Consider the following 23,856-nt stretch of genomic DNA (forward strand, 5'->3'; position numbering starts at 1 on the left):
GATGCTTTTAAGGGTCAGACGCGGGAAGCGAACAGGGCCTGGTGGTTGCGGCACTGCTCCGCCGTGAGCATGAACACGCCATGCCCGCCACGCTCGAACTCCAGCCAGGCGAAATCGACTTCCGGGTACAACGCTTCAACGTGTACCTGGCTGTTGCCCACCTCGACAATCAACAAGCCCTTCTCGGTCAGATGATCCGCCGCTTCGGCGAGCATGCGGCGCACCAGGTTCAGACCATCGTCACCACAGGCCAGGCCCAGCTCCGGCTCATGCTGATATTCATCCGGCATGTCGGCGAAATCTTCTGCATCAACGTATGGCGGGTTCGACACGATCAGGTCGAAACGCTGACCCGGCAAACCATCAAAACCATCGCCCTGCACTGTGTACACGCGCTCATCGACACCATGACGCTCGATGTTCTGATTGGCCACTTCCAGCGCTTCGAACGACAGATCCGCCAGCACCACTTCAGCGTTCTCGAACTCGTAGGCGCAGGCAATGCCGATGCAGCCGGAGCCGGTGCACAGGTCGAGAATGCGCGCCGGCTCAGTGCCGATCCACGGGGCAAAGTGGTTTTCGATCAGTTCGCCAATCGGTGAGCGCGGGATCAACACGCGCTCGTCGACGATAAACGACATGCCGCAGAACCACGCTTCGCCCAACAGGTAAGCGGTGGGAATGCGTTCTTCGATGCGGCGTTTGAGCAGGCGTTGCAGGTTGACCAGTTCGTCGTCTTCCAGCGCGCAATCGAGGTAGCTGTCGGCGATTTCCCATGGCAGGTGCAAGGCACCGAGTACCAACTGCCGGGCTTCGTCCCAGGCATTGTCAGTGCCATGGCCGAAAAACAGATCCTCCCCATGGAAGCGGCTGACGGCCCAACGGATGTGGTCGCGCAGGGTACGAAGTCGGGAAGTGATCACGGGGCAGAACTCCAGAAAAAACGACTGGCGATTCTACCAGCCAAAACGCGTGACGACGACGCAGGAAAAATTCCGAGGCGACGGTAGGAGTTTTCTGTTTTTTGCATCAGCTATTGAACAGAACGTGTAACTTGACAAGGCTGCAGGCCAATAACGACGGTGTCTACGATGGTAGCGATTCACAGAAGCGCTCAGCCAGAGGACAATGTCGCAAAAGCCCCACCCCAAGGAGCCCCAGAATGTCCGTTCCAAAAACGATGTTTCAACTCAGCGGTCGCGGTTACGCAGCGGCCACACTGAGCCATGCCACCGTGGTCATCATCGATGCCCAGAAAGAATACCTCAGTGGCCCGCTGGCCCTGAGCGGCATGGACGCGGCCGTCGCGAACATCAAACAAGTGGTTGCCGCAGCCCGTGCAGCCGGTCGGCCGATCGTGCACGTGCGTCACCTCGGCACCGTCGGTGGCCTGTTCGACCCGCAGGGCGAACGCGGCGAATTCATCCCCGGCCTGGAGCCGCAAGGTGATGAAACCATCATCGGCAAACTGCTGCCGAGCGCATTCCATGGCACCGAGCTGTTGGATCGCCTGCAAAACCTCGGCTCGCTGGACTTGATCGTCTGCGGTTTCATGAGCCATTCCAGCGTCAGCACCACCGTGCGCGCGGCGAAGAACCTGGGTTTCCGCTGCACCCTGGTGGAAGACGCCTGCGCTACTCGCGACCTGCCGTTCAAGGGCCGCGTGCTCAGCGCCGCAGTTGTGCAGGAAGCCGAAATGGCGATCATGGCCGACAACTTCGCCACCCTCGCCTTGACGCAAGACTTGATCTGATCCGCTCTGATGAGCGGCTCACCGCGCCGCTCATCCGCAAAAACCTTTCATTTGCCGCAAATGCCATAGCCTCAGGAACAACCCGGTCAACTCCCGGTCGAAGGGCCGATACCCATTGAGGAAGGTCGGAATGAAGTTATCCGATGGATTTGACGCACGCCGCTTGCGGCCCAAAGGCCAAAGCAACTGGCGTTTTCGCTTCGGCGCGGCGATCGCGGCCATTCTGGCCACGTTCGGCGTGCTGCTGGCATTGGCCGGCGCTGCCAGCCTGATCGGGCACCCACCGGCGCTCGGTGATTTGAACGCTACACCGATGGGTTCGGCGATCATTCTGGCGGTCGGTTTGCTGTTCGTGTATTTCGGTGTCGCGCTGTGGCGTCGCTGCCGCCGTCGCGCACGGCAATCGCGGGAGCTGAACATGTCCCCGCACCTGATGAAAAAACACGACTGAATCACCGGCCTGGCTTTTTGCCGGGCCGTTTTGTTTCGACTTGGGTAAACTGGCCGCCCTTCGCGGAGGCTGACATGCAAGACGACGATTTTTCCCTGTTCAAAAACGAGCTGCGCGGCGTCAAGCCGATCAAGCACGATCGCGCCGATACCGGCAAACCCAAGACTGACCGCGCACAGATTGCCAAGCTGCGCCAGTCGGCCACCGTGCGCACCGAAACCACCACCGTTGATGGTCTGTCCGATCAGTTCGTGATCGACGTCGGCCCGGAAGACGAGTTGATGTGGTCGCGCGACGGCGTGCAGGAAAGTCAGATGCGCAAGCTCAAGGTCGGCCAGATTCCGTTTGAAGGCAGCCTCGACCTGCACGGCATGAGTGTCGAAAAGGCCCGCGAAACCCTTTGGGCGTTTCTCGCTGAGGCGACAAAATTCGAAATCCGCTGCGTGCGCGTCACCCACGGCAAAGCCGTGCGCCTGGACGGCAAACGGCCGATGATCAAAAGCCACGTCAACACCTGGCTGCGCCAACATGCGCAAGTGCTGGGTTTCTGCTCATGCCAAGCGAAACACGGCGGTGCCGGCGCGGTTTATGTGATGCTCAAGCGCACGATGATGGAAGGCCGCGACGAATAATCCCGTTAGCTCTGAGATTCGCCTTCGCTGCCCCACTGAAGCCCCGCATGGTTAATCAAATGCGGGGCTTTTTCTTTACTCAAGATGTTCGAATCACGGAGCTGAACGGCAGCTTTCGGCAGTCGGCTTTGCACCCACTGCCAGCGCCCGCCGCGTTAAGCGCGATTCAATGAGTGACAGGCGACAGCGCATCGTTGGCTGACGATGAGGGCACATAAACTGAATTGCTCAGCTCGTGTTCCTCTTGATGAGCCTTCTCGATGCGATACGTAAGTTCTTCTTCAAGGTTCTCATAGTCGACGTTTTTGCCGTCTTCGTCGCGCAGACCACCATAGTTGAACACGACAAGATGCTTGCGAAAGCCTTTGCCCTTACGCGCACTTGGCATCTTGAAAAAGATCTTCCACCGGCTGTCATTAAAGTTCGGCAGGGTGTCAGCCTTTTCGGCAATGATATGAAGTACCGTATTGAGCTGCATCTGAGCTATCCCGCTGTACGACTCGACCTCTGTAGCTTCAATCGATGTGTAGGGAACTAACCCATCAGCATTGAAAAACCAGATGCCTTTGTCCTTGAGGATCATCAACGTTTGCGAACCCGCGTTGCGGTTCAGCCACGCCATGCCCAAGTACCATATCGAACACACCAACAGCAGCCCAGCGATACCATTGGACTCCATACGGAATCCCTGGATCGCCATAACCAAGAATAAAATGCCACCTAACAGAGCTCTCACAGGCACGCGGCGACGCTCAGTAAATGCCATATCATTGATTGAACTTTTCATGATTTTCCTTTGGCTAGTAGGCGCGAAAATCGCATCCTGGTCATGCAAAAGGCCCCTTCGGGCCGTTGTTTTAAATGAATCTTTTACCCAGCATTTTTTGCCTGTGAACGCCAAGGCTCAGCCTCGACACGCAGCAGCTCTCTGGCTTCTTTACAGGGTGTGGCCGTTGCGTCAGTGACACCTTTACGGGTCATTAGAGGCAGCGAGAATGGCAAGTGCTGCCATAGCAAAAATGACGGTTCAGGATTTTACTCGATAAAATCGCTGACGTGAGCGATCTACTCTGGTGCGCTGGATGGCGGTGAGCGTTTCGGAGCAGGTTATTTTCTGCCATTCAAACACCTGTCGCGAACTGAGCCCCCATTCGAACTGGCGGACCAACTCTTCCAGGCCGCGCTGATCGAATTGGGGATTCGCGCCCGCCGGCCATACAACTGCCGACACACATACGCTACCATGTGCTTCATGGCGGGTATGAACCCTGCGTTTATTGCCACTCAGCTCGGTCATAGCGTTCAGATGTTGCTATCGACTTATGCCCGACGAATCAATTCCAGCACCGACTGGGGTGAACTCGGTAAGCTCGAAAACAGCTTGATTGGCACAAAATTGGTACAGACAGAAACAGTACCCCTCTGAAACCCTTATGGAATCAGCCCCTGTGACACTGGAACAGAACTACACCGCGATCCTCGGCCAACTGGGCGAGGACGTCTCCCGCGAGGGCCTGCTCGACACGCCGAAGCGTGCCGCCAAAGCCATGCAGTACCTCTGCCGCGGTTATGAACAGACGCTCGAAGAGGTCACCAACGGTGCCCTGTTCAGCTCCGACAACAGCGAAATGGTGCTGGTCAAGGACATCGAGCTGTACTCGCTGTGCGAACACCACCTGCTGCCGTTCATCGGCAAGGCGCACGTTGCGTACATTCCGAGCGGCAAAGTGCTGGGCCTGTCGAAGGTCGCGCGGATCGTCGACATGTACGCCCGCCGTCTGCAGATCCAGGAAAACCTCAGCCGCCAGATCGCCGATGCGGTCCAGCAGGTGACCGGCGCGCTGGGCGTGGCCGTGGTGATTGAGGCCAAGCACATGTGCATGATGATGCGCGGTGTCGAGAAGCAGAATTCGTCGATGATCACTTCGGTGATGCTCGGTGAGTTCCGCGAAAACGCGGCGACCCGCAGCGAGTTTCTCAGCTTGATCAAGTAAAACGCAGCACGAAGAAAACCGGCATTCATCGCCGGTTTTTTTTCGCCCGTGAAAAATCGGGTAAGCTGCGCGCCTTTCTTTATTTGCACCGTGAGGCTTTCAACGTGTTCGTCAAAGCGCTTCGTGTCGGCCTCGGCCAACTGGTTATCTTCATCGACTTCATCACCCGTCCGGGCAAGAAAAAACGCCCCGCTGCTGCGCAGGCTCAGGTGGATACGGCGGCCAAGGATCTGACGTTGTATCAGTTCCACGCCTGCCCGTTCTGTGTGAAAACCCGCCGTACTTTGCGTCGCCTGAATGTGCCGGTGGCGCTGAAGGATGCGAAGAATAACGAGCAGGATCGTCAGGCACTGCTGGAACAGGGTGGCCGGATCAAGGTGCCTTGCTTGCGCATTGACGAGAATGGACAGACGACCTGGATGTATGAGTCGAAGGTGATTATTGATTATCTGGATAAGCGCTTCGCGGCGGTCTGATGGTTGGGCGCAGTTGCTGATGGTCCCATCGCTGGCAAGCCAGCTCCCACAGTGATCTGTGGCGTTCACAAAACCTGTGGGAGCTGGCTTGCCAGCGATGAGGCCCTCTTGGCCAACACTAATATCAGACAAAAATAAACCGGCCCATGAGCCGGTTTATTTTTTTCACGCTGCTTTATCGATCTGCGCCTGGCGCACCACCGCCGCCAATCGCTTCAGCCCTTCATCCAGCCGCGCCGGATCGATATGGCTGAAATTCAAACGCAAATGCCCATGATGTTTCTCCGGCTCCGGGAAGAACGGCTCCCCCGGCATAAACGCCACGTCATTGGCCAGCGCCTCATTGAGCAACGTTCGCGTATCCAGCGGTTGCTTCAACGTCAGCCAGAAAAACAGCCCACCCTGTGGCATGTTCCAGTCGGCCAGATCAGCAAAATGCGTTTCCAGCGCCGCTTGAAACGCATCGCGCCGCTGACGGTAGAACCCACGCAATTCACTCAAATGCTGCTGATATTTCTCAGTGTCAATCCATTGCAGCGCCTGCCACTGACCAATACGGTTGGTGTGCAGATCCGCCGATTGCTTGAGTTTAAGCAAATGCGGAAACAGATCCGGGCTGGCGATCAGATAGCCCACGCGCAAACCCGGCAGCAAGGTTTTTGACACGGTGCCGGTGTAGATCCAGCTGGATTTCTGCAAACGTCCGGCAATTGGTTTGGCACTGCCGCCATCGAAGGTCAATTCACGGTAAGGCTCGTCTTCGATCAGGGTCACGCCGAACTCGTCGAGCAGCGCTGCGACCGCTGCGCGCTTGGCTTCGCTGTAACGCACGGCGGACGGGTTCTGGAACGTCGGGATCAGGTAGATGAACGCCGGACGATGTTGTTCGAGACGACTGCGCAGTTGCGCCAGGTTCGGGCCATCGGACTCTTGCGGCACGGTCAGGCAGTCGGCGCCGAACAGCTGGAAGATTTGCAACGCAGCAAGATAGGTCGGCGCTTCGAGCAGGATTTCCGTGCCCTTGTCGATGTACAGCTTGGCCGCCAGATCGAGGGTTTGCTGGGAGCCGCTGACCACCAATACCTGACTCGCCTCGCATTGCAGGCCAAGCGCCCTCGCCTCAGCCGCCAACGCTTCGCGCAACGCCGGCTCGCCTTCGCTCATGCCGTATTGACCGAGCGCCAGCGGCATGTCGGCCCATTCGACTTTCGGCAGCATGGCTTCGGCGGGTAAACCTCCGGCGAACGACATCACCTCGGGGCGCTGGGCGGCGGCGAGAATTTCACGGATCAAAGAACTTTTAAGGCGCGAGACACGTTCGGAAAAAGCCATGGGGGTCACCGGTAGCGAGGCGGACGAAAAATAAGTCAAACTGATTGACTGAAATTACGACAGCTTGAGCGAGTACGTCAACATGCTTGACCTTAAAAACCCTGCAAGCCAACAACAGGCGATGGAAGCGTTTTTCTTCGGCTATCAGGCCTTCACCGCCAAGGCTGACGAAATGCTCGAGCGCCGCGGGTTGTCGCGGGTGCATCAGCGCATTGTGTTTTTCATCGCGCGGTACCCGAATTTGAATGTGAAGGAATTGCTGGGATTGCTCGGCGTGAGTAAACAGGCGCTGAACATGCCGTTGCGGCAGTTGCAGGAAATGCACCTGGTGGACAGCGTGGCCTCGGAGACGGACAAGCGAAAGCGGCTGCTGGCGTTGACGGCCGAAGGCGCGAAGTTCGAGCAGGCGTTGCGGCGTGAACAGGTGAAGTTGCTGGAGCGGGTGTTTGCCGAGGCTGGGGAGGCGGCGGTGAATGGGTGGTTGGCGGTGAATCTGGCGCTGGGGAACAGTCAGGCAGTTCTCGATTGACTGTTCGGGCCTCATCGCTGGCAAGCCAGCTCCCACATGTTTTGTGTACGCCACAGATCAATGTGGGAGCTGGCTTGCCAGCGATGGGGTCCTCAAGGGCGATATATCACTAACGACGGAACTTTCGTAAACAAAACCAAAAACAATATTTGCTTTATTTGTACACAAAAGCATAATCCACAGCGTGCGAGTTCCTGACCGCATGGTCAACAAATTCGCAAGTGCCTCAAAGGGCCGCTGCCACCCCTCATGGGTCCGGCCCTGGAAATAACAATAAAACTCTTGAGGAGTACTCGCTGTGGAAAGCCGCAAATCCGAAGCATCGACGCTGGATCTCTCGCCGCCATTACGCACTGGCCTGCTGGAGCGCTTGTTTAAACTCAGCTTGCATGGCACCACGGTGAAGACCGAGCTGATTGCCGGTCTGACAACCTTCATCACCATGGCTTACATCATCTTCGTCAACCCGAACATCATGGCCGATGCCGGGATTGACCACGGTGCGGCGTTCGTCGCCACCTGTATCGCCGCTGCGCTGGGCTGCCTGTTGATGGGCCTGTACGCCAACTGGCCAGTCGGCCTGGCGCCGGGCATGGGCCTCAACGCATTTTTCACTTATACCGTGGTCGGCACCATGGGCTACAACTGGGAAACCGCGCTCGGTGCGGTGTTTGTTTCCGGCGTGTTGTTCATGATCCTGACCTTCTCGCGGATTCGTGAGTGGCTGCTCAACAGTATTCCGGTCAGCCTGCGCTTTGCGATGGGTGCCGGTGTCGGTCTGTTCCTCGGTCTGATCGGCCTGAAAACCGCTGGCATCGTCGTCGACAGTCCGGCGACGCTGATCAAGCTCGGCTCCCTGCGTGAGCCCGGCCCGCTGCTCGCCGCCATCTGCTTCCTGATGATTGCGATCCTCAGCTACCACAAAATCTTCGGCGCAATCCTCATCAGCATCATCACCGTGACCCTGGCCGGTTGGGGCCTGGGCATCGTGCATTACGAAGGGATCATGTCGACGCCGCCAAGTCTGGCGCCGACCTTCATGGCGATGAACGTCGCTGGCGTATTCAACGTCAGCATGATCAGCGTGGTGTTGGCCTTCCTCTTCGTACACATGTTCGACACCGCCGGCACCCTGATGGGCGTCGCCCAACGCGCCAATCTGGTCAACGCTGACGGCCGTATCGAAAACCTCTCCCGCGCGATGAAAGCCGACAGTGCCTCCAGTGTTTTCGGCGCCGTGGTCGGTGTTCCTCCAGTAACAAGCTACGTAGAAAGTGCTGCCGGCGTGGCCGCTGGTGGTCGGACTGGTCTTACCGCAGTCACCGTAGGTGTGCTATTTATAGCGGCAATGTTTTTCGCACCGCTGGCCGGCATGATTCCCGCTTACGCCACCGCCGGTGCACTGATCTATGTAGCGATGCTGATGATGGGCGGCATGGCCCACATCGAGTGGGACGAAGCCACTGATGCGATCCCGGCTATCGTCACCGCCATCATGATGCCGCTAACCTTTTCGGTCGCCGACGGTATCGCACTGGGCTTCATCACCTACGTGGCGCTGAAGGCCGGTACCGGCAAGTACAAGGAAATTTCCGTGAGCCTGTGGGTGCTCTGCGCGATCTTCATCGCCAAGTTCATCTTCCTGTAAGCGCTACGCGGTTCAGGCTTCAAAACGGCCTCACCCTCACGGGTGGGGCTTTTGTGCATTTTTCAATACAACAAAAAAGGAGGAAAGTGATGAGTCTGGAAACCTGGCTGCTGTTCAGCGGCGCTGCGTTGGTGGTGATCCTGATTCCGGGGCCGCTGTCATTGCTGATGATCAGCAACAGTCTGAATTACGGTCTGCGCCGTTCTTACCCGGCATTTTTGGGTGGCGTGATTGCCTCGATCTGTTTGCTCAGTGCGTCGGCTTTGGGGCTCGGCGCCCTGCTGTTGGCGTCGGAGCAGTTGTTCAGTGCGCTGAAAATCGTCGGTGCGCTGTATTTGTTCTACCTCGCCTGGCAGAGCTGGCAGCAATCGCGTCAGCCGTCAGTGGGTGCAGAAGTGCCTCAGGCGGCACCGACTCCGCGCTTTCGCACCTTGTTCGGGCGTGCGTTTGTGCTGGGCGCGAGCAATCCGAAGGACATTCTGTTTTTCGCCGCATTTCTGCCGCAGTTTCTGAGCGCGCAGCAGCCGTTTTTGCCGCAGTTGCTGATCATGATTGCGACGTGGGTGGTGCTCGATCTGTGCTGCAAACTGGCTTATGGGCTGGGTGCGCATGGCGCGGCGCGGTATTTGCGCGGCGGTAAAGGTCAGAGTTGGTTCAACCGAATCAGTGCCGGATTGTTCAGTGGTGCTGGCGCTGCATCCCTGTTGAGCCGTTAAAGAGCAAAAGATCGCAGCCTGCGGCAGCTCCTACATGGGATTGCACTTCAATCTGTAGGAGCTGCCGCAGGCTGCGATCATTTGACTTTAAGACAGGCAAAAAAAAGCCCGCAGTGTGGGCGGGCGAAAGACCAAAGAAGCTATATGCGCAGTCGCTTCCCGGTGGGGGCAGCTGCTTGGGGTCAGCTGCCCCGGTACGTGGAATAGCTGTACGGCGAAATCAGCAACGGAACATGGTAGTGATCCTGTTCGGCAGAGATGCCGAAGCGCAGTACAACCACGTCCAGGAATGCCGGTTCCGGCAACTGAACACCGCGGGCGCGGTAGTAATCGCCCGCGTGAAACTGAACCTGATAAACGCCGGTACGATAATCATCGCCTTGCAGCAGCGGTGCATCGACCCGGCCATCGCTGTTGGTTACGGCACTGGCGACCAATTCCAGTTGCGAACCTTCAACGCGGTACAGCTCGACCTTGATCGAACTGCCCGGGCAACCGTGTGCAGCGTCCAAAACGTGTGTTGTCAAACGTCCCATTGATTCTGCGCGCCTGCCTGCGTGGAAGCAGTCAGACTTCGCGCCTCCCGAAGTCAGTTGAAAAGGAGACCGCACCGATTCGGAGCACGAAAAGCTGCGGCGAGCGACTGATTAAGACACTTTTCAAAAAAATTGTACACAATAAAAACGACATTTTTCACACCACCCCCGCCATTCGGGGCTTTCCCGCCGATTGGCCAGCCATACGCCTATTCATTGAACCTCCTATCCATTAGCTGACTGGTCAGGCAGGTTTCTTGCAGGCTCAAGCCATTAACAGCAAAAGATGACAGTCGGTGAAAAATGCGAAAATTCAGGCTTACAAATTGCGATTAAAGTTGTATACAATCAGCCCATCGCTGTGACGCCAGCCTGCCAGGCCGCCACACACATCTGTCAACGAATAAGAAGGAAGACTGCAGTGAGCGCTGACTACCCACGCGACCTGATCGGTTACGGCAGTAACCCTCCTCACCCACACTGGCCGGGCAATGCCCGCATCGCCCTGTCCTTCGTACTCAATTACGAAGAAGGCGGCGAGCGCAACATTCTGCACGGCGACAAAGAATCCGAAGCCTTCCTGTCTGAAATGGTTGCTGCTCAGCCGCTGCAAGGCGCGCGCAACATGAGCATGGAATCGCTTTACGAGTATGGCAGCCGTGCCGGCGTCTGGCGGATCCTGAAACTGTTCAAGGAATTCGACATTCCGCTGACCATCTTCGCCGTCGCCATGGCCGCCCAGCGCCACCCGGACGTGATCCGTGCGATGGTCGATGCCGGCCACGAAATCTGCAGCCACGGCTATCGCTGGATCGACTATCAGTACATGGACGAAGCGCAGGAACGCGAGCACATGCTCGAAGCGATCCGCATCCTCACCGAAATCACCGGCGAGCGCCCACTGGGCTGGTACACCGGCCGCACTGGCCCGAACACCCGTCGCCTGGTCATGGAAGAAGGTGGTTTCCTCTACGACTGCGACACCTACGACGATGACCTGCCCTACTGGGAACCGAACAACCCGACCGGCAAGCCGCATCTGGTGATCCCGTACACCCTCGACACCAACGACATGCGCTTCACGCAAGTGCAGGGTTTCAACAAGGGTGACGACTTCTTCGAATACCTCAAAGACGCGTTCGACGTGCTCTACGCCGAAGGCGCTGAAGCACCGAAAATGCTCTCGATCGGTCTGCACTGCCGCTTGATCGGCCGTCCGGGTCGCATCGCCTCGCTCAAACGCTTTATCGAATACGCCAAAAGTCATGAACAGGTGTGGTTCAGCCGTCGCGTCGACATCGCGCGTCACTGGCACGAAACCCAGCCGTACCAAGGGGCCGCCAAATGAGCCGCTTTCAAACCCTGCAACCGTCGACCCTGAGCCGCGACGCTTTCGTCAACGCTTTCGCCGACATCTACGAACATTCGCCATGGGTGGCCGAGAAGGCCTACGACCTGGGCGTGGACGCTTCGATCGACGAGATCGAAACCCTGCACCAGCGCATGAGCGACATCCTGTTGAGCGCCGATCACGCCAGTCAACTGGCACTGATCAACGCTCACCCGGACCTGGCCGGCAAAGCTGCCGTCCAGGGCCAACTGACCGAAGCCAGCACCAATGAACAAGCTGGCGCCGGTATTCACCAATGCACGGCCGAAGAGTTCCAGCGCTTCACCGAGCTGAACGACGCCTACAAAGCCAAGTTCAAGTTTCCCTTCATCATGGCGGTAAAAGGCAGCAACCGGCATCAGATCCTCGCGGCGTTCGAAACGCGCATTCACAACTCGCAAGACACCGAGTTCAAGTGCGCGCTGGCGGAGATCAACAAGATTGCCCTGTTCCGTTTACTGACTCTTTAGCAAGCCTGGCCCGAGCATGTCAGACGCGGAGAATGCCCAGGGCCTCGCAAGCATCCCCAGCCACTTATTTAAAGGCAGACAAGAAGAATGAAAGCTTACGCCGTACCTTTCGAAAAATTCGTCAACCTGGCCGATGCCCGTCTGGGCACCAAAATCATCTCGGTCACCGATGACTGGTTCGCAGACGCCAATCGTCTGTTCCAACCGACCCCGGCCGTATGGAAGGAGGGCGTGTTCGATGACAACGGCAAGTGGATGGACGGCTGGGAATCGCGCCGCAAGCGCTTCGAAGGCTTCGACAGCGCAGTGATCCGTCTGGGCGTACCGGGCTCGATCAAAGGCGTGGACATCGACACTTCATTCTTCACCGGCAACTTCCCGCCATCGGCCTCTCTGGAAGCGTGCTTCCTGGCCTCGGGCGAGCCTGACGAAAACACCCAGTGGACTGAAGTGCTGTCGGCCGTCGAGCTGCAGGGCAACAGCCACCACTACCACGAAATCAGCAACGACCAAGCGTTCAGCCACCTGCGCTTCAACATCTACCCGGACGGCGGTGTTGCCCGTCTGCGCGTGTACGGTGTGCCGCATCGCGACTGGTCGGCGGTTGGCGATAACGAGCAAGTCGATCTGGCAGCAGCCCTCAACGGTGGCCGCGCCCTCGCCTGCTCCGACGAACACTTCGGCCGCATGAGCAACATCCTCAACCCGGGGCGCGGCATCAACATGGGCGACGGCTGGGAAACTGCACGTCGTCGTACGCCGGGCAATGACTGGGTCATCGTCGCGCTGGGTCACCCGGGCGAGATCGAGAAGATCGTCGTCGACACCCTGCACTTCAAAGGCAACTACCCGGACACTTGCTCGATCCAGGGCGCGTTCGTGAAAGGTGGTACTGACAGCCAGATCGAAACCCAGTCGCTGTTCTGGCGCGATCTGCTGCCAAGCCAGAAGCTGGAAATGCACGCCGAGCACACCTTCGTCGAGCAGATCAAAGCACTGGGCCCGATCACCCACATCCGCCTGAACGTGTTCCCGGACGGTGGTGTAAGCCGCCTGCGCGTTCTCGGCAAGGTCGCTAAATAGGTTTGAACCCAATCGCTGGCAAGCCAGCTCCCACAGGTTTTGTGAACGCCACAGTCCACTGTGGGAGCGGGCTTGCCCGCGATGGCGATAGTTCTAACAACACAGAATTCGGATAAGAAGAACAGCATGCGCACACTACAGATTGAACCGCTGAGCAAAGAAGCCTTCGCCCCTTTCGGTGACGTCATCGAAACCGACGGCAGCGATCACTTCATGATCAACAACGGTTCGACCATGCGCTTCCATAAACTGGCGACGGTCGAAACCGCTCAGCCTGAGGACAACGCGATCATAAGCATCTTCCGCGCCGACGCGCAGGACATGCCGCTGACCGTTTGCATGCTGGAACGCCATCCGCTGGGCAGCCAGGCTTTCATACCGCTGCTCGGCAACCCCTTTCTGATCGTGGTCGCGCCAATTGGCGATGAACCTGTATCAGGCTTGGTCCGCGCCTTCGTCACCAACGGCAGGCAGGGCATTAATTACCATCGCGGCGTTTGGCACCATCCGGTGCTGACGATCGAAAAGCGGGATGACTTCCTGGTGGTTGATCGCAGTGGCACAGGCAATAACTGCGATGAGCATTTTTTCAAAGAGGATGAGCGTTTGATCCTCGCCCCCCACCAATAAGAGAAGGTCTGATCACTCGACAACAAGAGTGACAGGCGAGAGGTAAAGACTGTGGAAGCACATCTGTTGGAATGGCTGAACCTGAGCGTGCGCTGGGTTCACATGATTACTGGCGTGGCCTGGATCGGCGCGTCGTTCTACTTCGTCTGGCTGGAGAACAACCTCAACCGCGTCAACCCGAAAACCGGTCTGGCCGGTGACCTGTGGGCGATCCACGGTGGCGGTATCTATCACCTGGAAAAATACAAACTGGCCCCACCGGCAATGCCGGAGAACCTGCACTGGTTCAAATGGGAAGCCTACTTCACCTGGATGTCGGGTATCGCGCTGCTGTGCGTGGTGTTCTACTCCAACCCTACGCTCTACCTGCTGGCTCCGGGCAGCACACTGAGCGGCCCTGAAGGCGTGGCCATCGGTATCGGCTCGCTGTTCCTCGGCTGGTTCATCTACTCCTTCCTGTGCGACTCGGCCTTGGGCAAACGCCCTGCTCTGCTCGGCTTCATTCTGTTCGTGCTGATCATCGGCGCGGCGTATGGCTTCAGCAAAGTGTTCAGCGGTCGTGGTGCGTACCTGCACGTCGGCGCGATCATCGGCACCATCATGGTCGGCAACGTGTTCCGCATCATCATGCCGGCGCAACGGGCACTGGTGGCGGCGATTGCCGAGAACCGCACGCCGGATCCGGCACTGCCGGCCAAAGGCCTGCTGCGCTCACGTCACAACAACTACTTCACCCTGCCGGTGCTGTTCATCATGATCAGCAATCACTTCCCGAGCACCTATGGCAGCCAGTACAACTGGTTGATCCTGGCCGGGATCGCGGTGTTGGCCGTGTTGGTGCGTCACTACTTCAACACCCGTCACGACAGCCACAAGTTTGCCTGGACGCTGCCGGTTGCAGCGGTGGGCATGATCACCCTGGCCTACGTCACCGGTCCTGCACCGATGTCGACCGCGCCGGAAGTGGCCAAGGCTCCAGCAAAAATCGAGTACCAACCGCTGCCGGAAACGGCACTGGGTGGCGGCTTGAAACCGGCTGAAGCGGCACCGGCAGCCCCTGCCGAACCTGCAGCAGCACCGGCGCAGGCGTCGAATGCTGGCCCGGGTTTCGACAAAGTGCACACAGTGATCCAGGAACGTTGCGCGGTTTGCCATTCGGCCAAACCAACCAGCCCGTTGTTCAGCGCAGCGCCAGCGGGTGTGATGTTTGACACTCCTGAGCAGATCCGCCAGAACGCGGCGCGCATCCAGGCGCAAGCCATCACCACGCAGATCATGCCACTGGGCAACATCACTCAGATGACCCAGCAGGAACGTGACCTGATCGGTGCATGGATCGCCCAGGGAGCACAGACCAACTAAGCAGTAAAAGCATCGCTGGCAAGCCAGCTCCCACAGGGTTTTGCACTGCCTGTGTGGGAGCTGGCTTGCCAGCGATTGGCCGCAACGCGGTTTTTACCTGATGCAAAGAAACAGCTGTGAGCAACCCGGCAGCTGTTAATCACAAGAATAAAAAGATCCGAGGTGTTGCATGTCCGAGCTGTCCAAAGCGCGCATCCCCGACGCACCCGCCATTCAGCGATTGCCCCTTTTGCAACTGATCCTGGTCGGTTTGCAACATGTTCTGCTGATGTACGGTGGTGCCATCGCGGTGCCGCTGATCATTGGACAGGCCGCTGGCCTGAGTCGTGAAGAAATTGCCTTCCTGATCAACGCCGACCTGCTGGTCGCCGGTGTCGCCACCATCGTCCAGTCCATGGGCATCGGCCCGATGGGCATTCGCATGCCGGTGATGATGGGCGCCAGTTTTGCCGCTGTCGGCAGCATGGTCGCCATGGCCGGCATGCCCGGTATCGGCCTGCAAGGCATCTTCGGCGCAACGATCGCCGCCGGTTTCTTCGGCATGATCATCGCGCCGTTCATGTCCAAGGTCGTACGCTTCTTCCCGCCTCTGGTGACCGGCACGGTCATCACCTCGATCGGTTTGTCGCTGTTCCCCGTGGCCGTGAATTGGGCCGGCGGCGGTGCTGGCGCCGCGCAATTCGGCTCACCGATTTATCTGGCCATCGCCGCACTGGTGTTGGGCACTATCCTGCTGGTGCACCGCTTCATGCGCGGTTTCTGGGTGAACATTTCCGTACTGATCGGCATGTGCTTCGGCTACATCCTGTGCGGCGTGATCGGTATGGTCGACCTCAGCGGCATGGCCAATGCGCCATGGATTCAGTTCGTCACCCCGCTGCATTTCGGCATGCCGAAATTCGAACTCGCGCCGATCCTGTCGATGTGCCTGGTGGTGGTGATCATCTTCGTCGAGTCCACCGGGATGTTCCTCGCGCTGGGCAAGATCACCGGCCAGGAAGTCTGCCCGCGCATGCTGCGTCGCGGCTTGCTGTGTGATGCCGGCGCCTCGTTTGTCGCCGGTTTCTTCAACACCTTCACCCACTCCTCGTTCGCGCAAAACATCGGCCTGGTGCAGATGACCGGCGTGCGCTGCCGTTCGGTGACCATCGTTGCCGGTGGCTTGCTGATCGTCCTGAGCCTGCTGCCGAAAGCCGCGTTCCTGGTGGCATCGATTCCACCGGCAGTACTCGGCGGCGCCGCGATTGCGATGTTCGGCATGGTCGCGGCCACCGGCATCAAGATTCTGCAAGAAGCCGACATCGGTGACCGCCGCAACCAGTTGCTGGTCGCGGTGAGCATCGGCATGGGCCTGATCCCGGTGGTGCGCCCTGAGTTCTTCGCGCACCTGCCGCTGTGGATGAGCCCGATTACCCACAGTGGCATCGCCATGGCAACCCTCAGCGCGCTGACGCTGAACCTGCTGTTCAACATTCTCGGCGGCAAAGAGCGCGCGGCGATCAACGACTGCCACGCACACCAGCACTAACAGCAACACCGATGTCCCCCCTGTAGGAGTGAGCCTGCTCGCGATAGCGTTTTTTCAGTCAACTGATGTGTTGAATGTCATACCGCTATCGCGAGCAGGCTCTCTCCTACAAGGGCAAACAGCTCTGCGCCTCAAACAATAAAAACAAGAGGGAGCAACAGATGATTCGCACGCAAACCAACGTGTTGTTGAGTGGCGGCCTGCTGGCCGCGAGTCAAGCCATGGCCGGCGATTTACTGCTGTGGCAGACCAACAGCCTCAGCTACCTGTATGGCAAGAATTTCGCGATCAACCCGTCGATCCAGCAGACGGTCACGTTCGAGCACGCCGATAAATGGAAGTACGGCGACAACTTCCTGTTCGTCGACAAAATCTTCTACAACGGCAAAGAAGATGCGAACAAAGGCCCCCACGCCTTCTACGGTGAATTCACCCCACGCTTTTCCTTCGGCAAGATCTTCGACCAGAAGCTTGAATTCGGCCCGATCAAAGACGTGCTGCTCGCCATGACTTACGAGTACGGCGAGGGCGACAGCGAGGCCTATCTGATCGGCCCCGGCTTCGACCTCAAAGTGCCCGGTTTCAACTACGTGACCCTGAATATCTTCCGCCGCCAGACCGAAGGCCCGCGCCCCGGCGACGGTGTCTGGCAGATCACGCCGGGCTGGTCCTACAGCTTTCCCCTGGGCAATTCCGATGTGCTGATCGACGGATACCTGGACTGGGTGGTCGACAACGACGAGAACTCGCGCGGCACCTATCACGCCAACCTGCACATCAATCCGCAGATCAAATATGACCTCGGCAAAGCCCTCGGCTGGAGTCAGAAGCAGCTGTACGTCGGCACCGAATACAGCTACTGGAAGAACAAATACGGCGTCGAAAACACACACAATTTCGACACCAATCAGAACACCGCCAGCCTGCTGGTGAAGGTGCACTTTTAAGATGGCCCGCAACCGTGCTCCATACCTGTCGTCGGTGCTCTGTTGCGGGGCACTTGAGAGCTGGCCGAGGAGTCAGTATTCTCCGCGGCCTCTTGAATTCGGTCTAAAAAAAAGCCCGGATTTAATTCCTGACCGACGGGCCAACTTATCCCGGCCCCGGCCAGTACCGAGGCATCCCGAAAACACGCTCAATCGACTGTTTTTCAGCAGCCGACGGGCGTTTTTTTGCTTTTCGAAAAGCCTTGGCCCAGCTCTTGCTAACAGCATGAAAGCTGACCAATCGGATGACTTTTGCAGCAACGAAAAAAGGCGCCACACCAGAGCGCCGATCTTAAAAAAATAAACGTGGAACACCTACTTTGGGAGCAACCGAATGAAACGTATGTGCACCAGCCTGATGCTCGCGGGATCGATGTTGGCCGGCGGCCAGGCCATGGCCGATGGCCTGCTGCAGTGGCAGAACAACAGCCTGACCTATCTGTATGGCAAGGACTTCCAGGTCAACCCGCGCATCCAGCAGACCGTCACCTTCGAACACGCCAATGCGTGGACGTACGGCGACAACTTTTTCTTCTTCGACAAGATCTTCTACAACGGTGGCAAGGACTTCAGCAACGGTCCGAACACCTACTACGGTGAGTTCAGCCCGCGCATCTCGCTGGGCAAGGTGCTCGACCAGAAGATCGAGTTCGGCCCGATCAAAGACGTCCTGTTGGCGATGACCTACGAGTTCGGTGAGGGTGACACCGAGTCTTACCTGATCGGTCCGGGTTTCGACCTGGCCATTCCGGGCTTCGACTACTTCCAGTTGAACTTCTATCAGCGTCACACCGAAGGCTCGCGTGCCGGTGACAACGTCTGGCAGATCACCCCGGTCTGGTCCTACACCATCCCGGTCGGCAAGTCGGACATCCTGATCGACGGCTACATGGACTGGGTGACTGACAACGACTCCAACTCCAAGGGCGATTACCACGCCAACCTGCACTTCAACCCACAAGTCAAATATGACTTGGGCAAAGCGCTGAGCTTTGGCGAGAAGCAGTTGTATGTCGGTGTTGAATACGACTACTGGAAAGACAAGTACGGCATCGACGACACCGGTGCGTTCAAGACCAATCAGAGCACCACAAGCTTCCTGGTGAAGTTCCACTTCTGATGCTGCTGTAAGTGGCGTCTGCAAAGACGCCATCGCTGGCAAGCCAGCTCCCACAGGGTTTTGTGTCGCACACAATTGTTGCGTTCACCCAGAAACCTGTGGGAGCTGGCTTGCCAGCGATTGTCGCACCACAAATCTCAGGCGCGAGTCACCGCCTCGCTTATCCCCAAAAACCGGCACAACTCCTCGCGCTTGGCCAACGCATCGCGCCGCCCCAGATCAATCAACTCGCTGCAATACCCCGCCTCGAACAGCAGATAACTCAGCACCCCCGCCCCACTCGTCTTGGTCGCCCCCGGCCCACGCAAAAACAAGCGCAACGCCGCCGGCAATTCCTGACGATGCCGCGCCGCGATCTCATCGATCGGCTGGCTTGGCGAAATCACCAACACCTCCACCGGCGCCACGCCCAACTCGCGCGTCGGCGTGCCGGCGGGCATCAGATGGCTGAACTGGTTGAGACGCTGCAGCAACTCGATGTCGCTCTCCAGACTGTCAATGAACGTGCTGTTGAGCATGTGCCCGCCGATCTGCGCGAGTGTCGGCTGTTGCCCCGTGTAAGTGCGCTCCAGCGGCTGCTGCGGATCAACGCCGCGCGGGTTGCCGCTGACGCCGACCACCAGCACGCGACTGGCGCCCAGGTGCAACGCCGGACTGATCGGTGCCGATTGCCGCACCGCGCCGTCACCGAAATACTCATCACCGATCTTCACTGGCGCGAACAACAGCGGAATCGCCGAGCTGGCCAATAGATGGTCGACCGACAATTGCGTCGGCACCCCAATGCGCCGATGCCGCAGCCACGAATCAATCTTGCCGCCGCCCTGGTAGAACGTCACCGCCTGCCCCGATTCGTAGCCGAACGCGGTCACCGCCACCGCGTGCAATTGCTTGCGCGCGATGGATTCGGCAATGCCGGGCATGTGCAGTTTTTCATTGAGCAGCTCGCGCAGCGGCGAACTGTTGAGCAGCGCCACCGGCAGATGCCGACCGAGGCCGAGCAAGCTGTGACTGACGAAGCGGCTGGCCTGACGGATGACGCCGGGCCAGTCACTGCGCAGCACGCGATGGCTGCGAAAGCCTTGCCAGAATAAGGTGAGGCGTTCGATGGCGGCACGAAAATCGGTGGCGCCGCTGGCGAGGCTGACCGCGTTGATCGCCCCGGCCGAGGTGCCGACGATCACCGGAAACGGATTGTCCGCGCCCAATGGCAACAGTTCGGCAATCGCCGCCAGCACCCCCACCTGATACGCCGCCCGAGCCCCGCCGCCGGAAAGAATCAAACCTGTGACCGGTTCAGCTGGGCTCATCGCAACGCTCCATGGTGCTTGTCAGTTATTTTTTCAGCGGCGTTTGGCGTACAACTTCGGCTCGCCCGGTGGCCGACTCTTGAAGCGACGATGCGCCCACAAGTATTGCTCCGGGCAATCGCGCAACACGCCTTCAACCCATTGGTTGATACGGATGCAGTCGGCTTCTTCGGTTTCGCCCGGGAAGTCTTCCAGCGGCGCATGCACGACCAGACGATAACCACTGCCATCGGCCAGACGCTCCTGCGTGAACGGCACCACCAGCGCCTTACCCAGGCGAGCAAACTTGGTGGTCGCGGTCACGGTTGCGGCCTGAATGCCGAACAGCGGCACGAAGATGCTCTGCTTGGCGCCGTAGTCCTGATCCGGCGCGTACCAGATCGCCCGGCCCGAACGCAGCAGCTTGAGCATGCCGCGCACGTCGTCGCGCTCCACCGCCAGCGAATCGAGGTTGTGCCGCTCACGGCCCTGACGCTGGATGAAGTCGAACAACGGATTTTTGTGCTCGCGGTACATGCCGTCGATGGTGTGCTGCTGACCGAGCAACGCTGCGCCGATTTCCAGGGTGGTGAAATGCACCGCCATCAGAATCACGCCTTTGCCTTCGCGCTGGGCTTTTTGCAAATGCTCCAGACCTTCGACGTGGGCCAGTTTGGCCAGACGCTCACGCGACCACCACCAGCTCATCGCCATTTCGAAAAAGGCGATGCCGGTGGAGGCGAAATTTTCCTTGAGCAGGCGTTTGCGCTCGGCGGCGGATTTTTCCGGGAAGCACAATTCCAGATTGCGCTTGGCGATGCGCCGTCGGTCGCCGGCGAAGCGATACATCAACGCACCCAAAACTCGACCGATGGTCAGCAAGGCCGGATAAGGCAGCTGCACGATCAGCCACAAAAGCCCCAGGCCGCACCAGAGCGGCCAGAAGCGCGGAGCAAGAAATGCTTTTCGAAAACGCGGGCGATCCATTAAAGCTTCCGTAAATACAGTGGCCGCGCATTCTACATCGTTCGACCCGGCTTGCGGCCTGCGGGCGTTCTCGTTATAAGTCTCGGCACTTTTAGTGACAAGCCGTTGTATGCCGACATGAGCCAAACCGAACCGTTAGACCAAGATCCCGTATTCCAGCTCAAGGGCAGCATGCTGGCCATTACTGTGCTGGAACTGGCCCGTAACGACCTCGACAGCCTCGATCGGCAATTGGCCGCCAAAGTCGCGCAGGCGCCGAATTTCTTCAGCAACGCGCCGCTGGTTCTGGCGCTGGACAAGCTGCCGCCGAGCGAAGGCGCCGTCGATCTGCCAGGCCTGATGCGCGTGTGCCGTCAACATGGCCTGCGCACCCTGGCGATTCGCGCCAGCCGCATCGAAGACATCGCCGCCGCCATCGCCATCGACATCCCGGTGCTGCCGCCGTCCGGTGCCCGTGAGCGGCCGCTGGAAATGGCCGAGGCCGAAGTCAAAAAGAAGCCGGAAAAACCGCCTGAGCCGACCGTCAAACAGACCCGCGTCATCACCACGCCAGTACGTGGTGGCCAACAGATATATGCGCAGGGTGGCGATTTGGTCGTGGTGTCCTCGGTCAGTCCGGGGGCGGAACTTCTTGCCGATGGCAACATCCATGTATACGGCCCGATGCGCGGTCGGGCGCTGGCCGGCGTGAAGGGTGATACCAAGGCACGGATTTTCTGTCAGCAATTGAGCGCTGAACTGATCTCCATCGCCGGTCATTACAAGGTCTCCGAAGATTTGCGCCGCGACCCAATGTGGGGCTCGGGCGTACAGGTCAGCCTGTCGGGCGACGTGTTGAACATCATTCGGCTTTAACGGATACTGCCGCATTTTCCAAGCATCTCTAAAACGTAGCGAAAACGGCTCAAACGAAGTAGGAAAAAGGCCAAAAGCCGAATTCCAGCCAAGGCTGTCCGACTGCAGTAGTTTTCAAGAGATGTTTTTCAGGGGCTAAAAAGTCCTTCTTCCTTAGGGGTGAAACACCTTGGCCAAGATTCTCGTGGTTACATCCGGCAAGGGTGGTGTGGGTAAGACCACCACCAGCGCCGCTATCGGTACCGGCCTCGCTCTGCGCGGCCACAAAACAGTGATCGTCGACTTCGACGTGGGCTTGCGTAACCTTGACCTGATCATGGGTTGCGAGCGCCGCGTGGTGTATGACTTCGTCAACGTGGTCAACGGCGAAGCCAACCTGCAACAAGCGCTGATCAAAGACAAGCGCCTGGAAAACCTCTACGTACTGGCCGCCAGTCAGACCCGCGACAAAGACGCGCTGACTGTCGAAGGCGTGGAAAAAGTCCTGATGGAGCTCAAGGAACAATTCGAGTTCGTCGTCTGCGACTCCCCGGCGGGCATCGAGAAAGGCGCGCACCTGGCCATGTACTTCGCTGATGAAGCGATCGTCGTGACCAACCCGGAAGTGTCCTCGGTACGAGATTCGGACCGCATGCTCGGCCTGCTGGCGAGCAAATCGCGTCGCGCCGAACGTGGCGAAGACCCGATCAAGGAACACCTGCTGATCACCCGCTACCACCCAGAGCGTGTGGAAAAGGGCGAAATGCTTGGCGTTGAAGACGTCAAGGAAATCCTCTCGGTAACCCTGCTCGGCGTGATCCCGGAATCCCAGGCGGTGCTCAAGGCATCCAACCAGGGCGTACCGGTGATTCTCGACGACCAGAGCGATGCCGGTCAGGCTTACAGCGATACCGTCGACCGTTTGCTGGGCAAAGAAAAAGCCCACCGTTTCCTCGATGTCGAGAAGAAGGGATTCTTCGAGCGCCTGTTTGGAGGTAGGTAATGAACCTTTTTGACTTCTTTCGTGCCAACAAAAAGCCAAGTACCGCCTCGGTAGCGAAAGAGCGTCTACAGATCATCGTGGCGCATGAGCGCGGCCAGCGCAGCACGCCGGATTACTTGCCAGCCTTGCAGAAGGAACTGGTCGACGTGATCCGCAAGTACGTCAACATCGGCAACGACGACGTACATGTTGCACTGGAAAGCCAGGGCAGTTGCTCGATTCTGGAACTCAACATCACCCTGCCCGATCGCTGAGTCGATCCGGCAGTCGCTACGGCGGCTCGGGCTGTTGATGCTCGTGTAGGAGCTGCCGAAGGCTGCGATCTTTTGATCTTTCAACGTCAAAAGATCGCAGCCTTCGGCAGCTCCTACAGGGTTATCAGCAGTCCCGAGCCGCCGTTGGCATTTGTTACGAGGCTGTTTTAATGCCGCTGTCCAACATCCACATCATCCATCAGGACGCCGCCGTACTGGTGGTGAACAAACCGACGTTGCTGCTCTCGGTGCCCGGTCGCGCCGACGACAACAAGGATTGCCTGATCACCCGCCTGCAGGAAAACGGCTACCCGGAAGCGCGCATCGTCCATCGCCTGGACTGGGAAACCTCCGGCATCATTCTGCTCGCGCGTGACGCCGACACTCACCGCGAACTGTCACGCCAGTTTCACGACCGTGAAACAGAGAAGGCCTACACTGCCCTGGCTTGGGGACAACCGGAACTGGACAGCGGCAGCATTGACCTGCCCCTGCGCTACGACCCACCGACCAAGCCGCGCCACGTGGTTGATCACGAATTCGGCAAACACGCGCTGACCTTCTGGCGGGTGTTGGAACGTTGTGGCGATTGGTGCCGCGTCGAACTGACGCCGATCACCGGCCGTTCACACCAGTTGCGCGTGCACATGTTGTCGATCGGCCACCCGCTGCTCGGCGACGGGCTCTACGCCCACGAGCAAGCCCTCGCCGCCTGGCCGCGCCTGTGCCTGCACGCGAGCATGTTGAGCTTCACCCACCCGCAGTCCGGCGAGCGTTTGCGTTTCGAATGCCCGGCCCCGTTCTAAGGATGGCCTGACCGGCCGTCCTGTTGTTGGAAAGGATTTTGTTTCGG

26 protein-coding genes and 2 pseudogenes are annotated in these 23,856 nt (G+C 58.6%); 21 read left to right on the forward strand and 7 right to left on the reverse strand.

Features of this window, described 5'->3' with window-relative positions; genetic code table 11:
- Positions 1–14 precede the first annotated feature (14 nt).
- Positions 15–923 carry a 50S ribosomal protein L3 N(5)-glutamine methyltransferase gene (gene prmB / locus ACQ4MY_RS15070; protein WP_440095684.1) on the reverse strand — a complete coding sequence of 303 codons (909 nt, stop codon included), beginning with the start codon at positions 921–923 and terminating at the stop codon, positions 15–17.
- 239 nt (positions 924–1,162) lie between these two features.
- Here prmB and ACQ4MY_RS15075 point away from each other — a divergent pair, with 239 nt between their 5' ends.
- The 3 genes from ACQ4MY_RS15075 to ACQ4MY_RS15085 all read left to right on the forward strand — a co-directional run bounded on the left by ACQ4MY_RS15075 (position 1,163) and on the right by ACQ4MY_RS15085 (position 2,836).
- Complete coding sequence (locus ACQ4MY_RS15075) at positions 1,163–1,753, forward strand: cysteine hydrolase family protein (protein ID WP_007914026.1); 591 nt, start codon at positions 1,163–1,165, stop codon at positions 1,751–1,753.
- A gap of 130 nt (positions 1,754–1,883) precedes the next feature.
- Positions 1,884–2,204 (forward strand): hypothetical protein, encoded by a 321-nt coding sequence (locus ACQ4MY_RS15080; RefSeq protein ID WP_008080917.1) that lies wholly within the window; start codon positions 1,884–1,886, stop codon positions 2,202–2,204.
- A gap of 74 nt (positions 2,205–2,278) precedes the next feature.
- A complete protein-coding gene (locus tag ACQ4MY_RS15085) occupies positions 2,279–2,836 on the forward strand; it encodes a Smr/MutS family protein (RefSeq protein ID WP_008080915.1) in 558 nt (185 codons plus the stop codon).
- Positions 2,837–3,002: 166 nt separating this feature from the next.
- Here ACQ4MY_RS15085 and ACQ4MY_RS15090 read toward each other — a convergent pair whose 3' ends face one another.
- Positions 3,003–3,623 (reverse strand): hypothetical protein, encoded by a 621-nt coding sequence (locus ACQ4MY_RS15090; RefSeq protein ID WP_158830640.1) that lies wholly within the window; start codon positions 3,621–3,623, stop codon positions 3,003–3,005.
- A 288-nt stretch (positions 3,624–3,911) separates the two neighbouring features.
- Positions 3,912–4,022, reverse strand: a pseudogene (locus ACQ4MY_RS15095) (DNA adenine methylase); the annotation flags it as partial.
- On the opposite strand from ACQ4MY_RS15095, the pseudogene ACQ4MY_RS15100 reads away from it, so the two are divergent.
- From ACQ4MY_RS15100 to ACQ4MY_RS15110, 3 genes and pseudogenes are all read left to right on the forward strand, one after another.
- Positions 4,005–4,262 (forward strand): annotated as a pseudogene (locus tag ACQ4MY_RS15100) (site-specific integrase); the annotation flags it as partial. The pseudogenes ACQ4MY_RS15095 and ACQ4MY_RS15100 overlap by 18 nt on opposite strands.
- A 22-nt stretch (positions 4,263–4,284) precedes the next feature.
- Entirely contained in the window at positions 4,285–4,830 is a 546-nt protein-coding gene (folE, locus tag ACQ4MY_RS15105) for a GTP cyclohydrolase I FolE (protein ID WP_010456659.1), read from the forward strand.
- A gap of 104 nt (positions 4,831–4,934) precedes the next feature.
- Positions 4,935–5,306, forward strand: a complete 372-nt coding sequence (locus tag ACQ4MY_RS15110) for a glutathione S-transferase N-terminal domain-containing protein (RefSeq protein WP_440095685.1) — start codon at positions 4,935–4,937, stop codon at positions 5,304–5,306.
- Between the two features lie 165 nt (positions 5,307–5,471).
- Here ACQ4MY_RS15110 and ACQ4MY_RS15115 read toward each other — a convergent pair whose 3' ends face one another.
- On the reverse strand, positions 5,472–6,638 hold the full coding sequence (locus ACQ4MY_RS15115; RefSeq protein ID WP_440095686.1) for a PLP-dependent aminotransferase family protein: 1,167 nt from the start codon (positions 6,636–6,638) through the stop codon (positions 5,472–5,474).
- 82 nt (positions 6,639–6,720) lie between these two features.
- On the opposite strand from ACQ4MY_RS15115, the gene ACQ4MY_RS15120 reads away from it, so the two are divergent.
- The 3 genes from ACQ4MY_RS15120 (at position 6,721) to ACQ4MY_RS15130 (ending at position 9,531) form a co-directional block, all read left to right on the forward strand.
- Positions 6,721–7,167 carry a MarR family winged helix-turn-helix transcriptional regulator gene (locus tag ACQ4MY_RS15120; protein ID WP_400648532.1) on the forward strand — a complete coding sequence of 149 codons (447 nt, stop codon included), beginning with the start codon at positions 6,721–6,723 and terminating at the stop codon, positions 7,165–7,167.
- A 298-nt stretch (positions 7,168–7,465) separates the two neighbouring features.
- The gene (locus ACQ4MY_RS15125) at positions 7,466–8,815 is read left to right on the forward strand and encodes an NCS2 family permease (RefSeq protein WP_440095687.1); all 1,350 of its coding nucleotides are present in this window, start codon (positions 7,466–7,468) and stop codon (positions 8,813–8,815) included.
- Positions 8,816–8,904: 89 nt separating this feature from the next.
- Positions 8,905–9,531, forward strand: coding sequence for a LysE family translocator (locus ACQ4MY_RS15130; protein WP_440095689.1), 627 nt, complete (start codon positions 8,905–8,907; stop codon positions 9,529–9,531).
- Positions 9,532–9,713: 182 nt separating this feature from the next.
- Here the strand turns inward: ACQ4MY_RS15130 and uraH are convergent, their stop codons facing one another.
- On the reverse strand, positions 9,714–10,067 hold the full coding sequence (gene uraH / locus ACQ4MY_RS15135) for a hydroxyisourate hydrolase (RefSeq protein ID WP_008080901.1): 354 nt from the start codon (positions 10,065–10,067) through the stop codon (positions 9,714–9,716).
- Positions 10,068–10,488: 421 nt separating this feature from the next.
- Between uraH and puuE the strand changes: the two genes are divergently transcribed.
- From puuE to ACQ4MY_RS15175, 8 genes are all read left to right on the forward strand, one after another.
- The gene (gene puuE, locus ACQ4MY_RS15140; protein ID WP_034151757.1) at positions 10,489–11,415 is read left to right on the forward strand and encodes an allantoinase PuuE; all 927 of its coding nucleotides are present in this window, start codon (positions 10,489–10,491) and stop codon (positions 11,413–11,415) included.
- Positions 11,412–11,927 carry a 2-oxo-4-hydroxy-4-carboxy-5-ureidoimidazoline decarboxylase gene (gene uraD, locus ACQ4MY_RS15145; protein WP_093441657.1) on the forward strand — a complete coding sequence of 172 codons (516 nt, stop codon included), beginning with the start codon at positions 11,412–11,414 and terminating at the stop codon, positions 11,925–11,927. Before puuE ends, uraD begins: the two co-directional genes overlap by 4 nt.
- 87 nt (positions 11,928–12,014) lie before the next feature.
- Positions 12,015–13,010, forward strand: coding sequence for an allantoicase (alc, locus tag ACQ4MY_RS15150; RefSeq protein WP_008080896.1), 996 nt, complete (start codon positions 12,015–12,017; stop codon positions 13,008–13,010).
- Positions 13,011–13,136: 126 nt separating this feature from the next.
- Positions 13,137–13,640, forward strand: a complete 504-nt coding sequence (locus tag ACQ4MY_RS15155) for an ureidoglycolate lyase (protein WP_045123112.1) — start codon at positions 13,137–13,139, stop codon at positions 13,638–13,640.
- Between the two features lie 51 nt (positions 13,641–13,691).
- Entirely contained in the window at positions 13,692–15,002 is a 1,311-nt protein-coding gene (locus ACQ4MY_RS15160) for a urate hydroxylase PuuD (RefSeq protein WP_008080894.1), read from the forward strand.
- 169 nt (positions 15,003–15,171) lie between these two features.
- A complete protein-coding gene (locus tag ACQ4MY_RS15165; RefSeq protein ID WP_440095690.1) occupies positions 15,172–16,530 on the forward strand; it encodes a nucleobase:cation symporter-2 family protein in 1,359 nt (452 codons plus the stop codon).
- Positions 16,531–16,691: 161 nt separating this feature from the next.
- Entirely contained in the window at positions 16,692–17,477 is a 786-nt protein-coding gene (locus tag ACQ4MY_RS15170) for an outer membrane protein OmpK (RefSeq protein ID WP_440095691.1), read from the forward strand.
- 373 nt (positions 17,478–17,850) lie between these two features.
- Positions 17,851–18,636 carry an outer membrane protein OmpK gene (locus ACQ4MY_RS15175; RefSeq protein WP_440095692.1) on the forward strand — a complete coding sequence of 262 codons (786 nt, stop codon included), beginning with the start codon at positions 17,851–17,853 and terminating at the stop codon, positions 18,634–18,636.
- Positions 18,637–18,773: 137 nt separating this feature from the next.
- Here the strand turns inward: ACQ4MY_RS15175 and ACQ4MY_RS15180 are convergent, their stop codons facing one another.
- A complete protein-coding gene (locus ACQ4MY_RS15180; RefSeq protein WP_440095693.1) occupies positions 18,774–19,946 on the reverse strand; it encodes a patatin-like phospholipase family protein in 1,173 nt (390 codons plus the stop codon).
- A gap of 33 nt (positions 19,947–19,979) precedes the next feature.
- A complete protein-coding gene (locus ACQ4MY_RS15185; protein WP_008080887.1) occupies positions 19,980–20,912 on the reverse strand; it encodes a lipid A biosynthesis lauroyl acyltransferase in 933 nt (310 codons plus the stop codon).
- Between the two features lie 117 nt (positions 20,913–21,029).
- On the opposite strand from ACQ4MY_RS15185, the gene minC reads away from it, so the two are divergent.
- The 4 genes from minC to ACQ4MY_RS15205 all read left to right on the forward strand — a co-directional run bounded on the left by minC (position 21,030) and on the right by ACQ4MY_RS15205 (position 23,809).
- Positions 21,030–21,767, forward strand: a complete 738-nt coding sequence (gene minC / locus ACQ4MY_RS15190; protein ID WP_045123115.1) for a septum site-determining protein MinC — start codon at positions 21,030–21,032, stop codon at positions 21,765–21,767.
- 169 nt (positions 21,768–21,936) lie between these two features.
- The gene (gene minD, locus ACQ4MY_RS15195; protein ID WP_007913953.1) at positions 21,937–22,749 is read left to right on the forward strand and encodes a septum site-determining protein MinD; all 813 of its coding nucleotides are present in this window, start codon (positions 21,937–21,939) and stop codon (positions 22,747–22,749) included.
- Positions 22,749–23,003, forward strand: coding sequence for a cell division topological specificity factor MinE (minE, locus tag ACQ4MY_RS15200; RefSeq protein WP_003223146.1), 255 nt, complete (start codon positions 22,749–22,751; stop codon positions 23,001–23,003). Before minD ends, minE begins: the two co-directional genes overlap by 1 nt.
- Before the next feature lie 170 nt (positions 23,004–23,173).
- The gene (locus ACQ4MY_RS15205) at positions 23,174–23,809 is read left to right on the forward strand and encodes an RluA family pseudouridine synthase (RefSeq protein ID WP_038367008.1); all 636 of its coding nucleotides are present in this window, start codon (positions 23,174–23,176) and stop codon (positions 23,807–23,809) included.
- The last annotated feature ends 47 nt before the right edge of the window (positions 23,810–23,856 follow it).

It is taken from the genome of Pseudomonas sp. SM4 (assembly GCF_051913165.1).
Taxonomy (GTDB): domain Bacteria; phylum Pseudomonadota; class Gammaproteobacteria; order Pseudomonadales; family Pseudomonadaceae; genus Aquipseudomonas.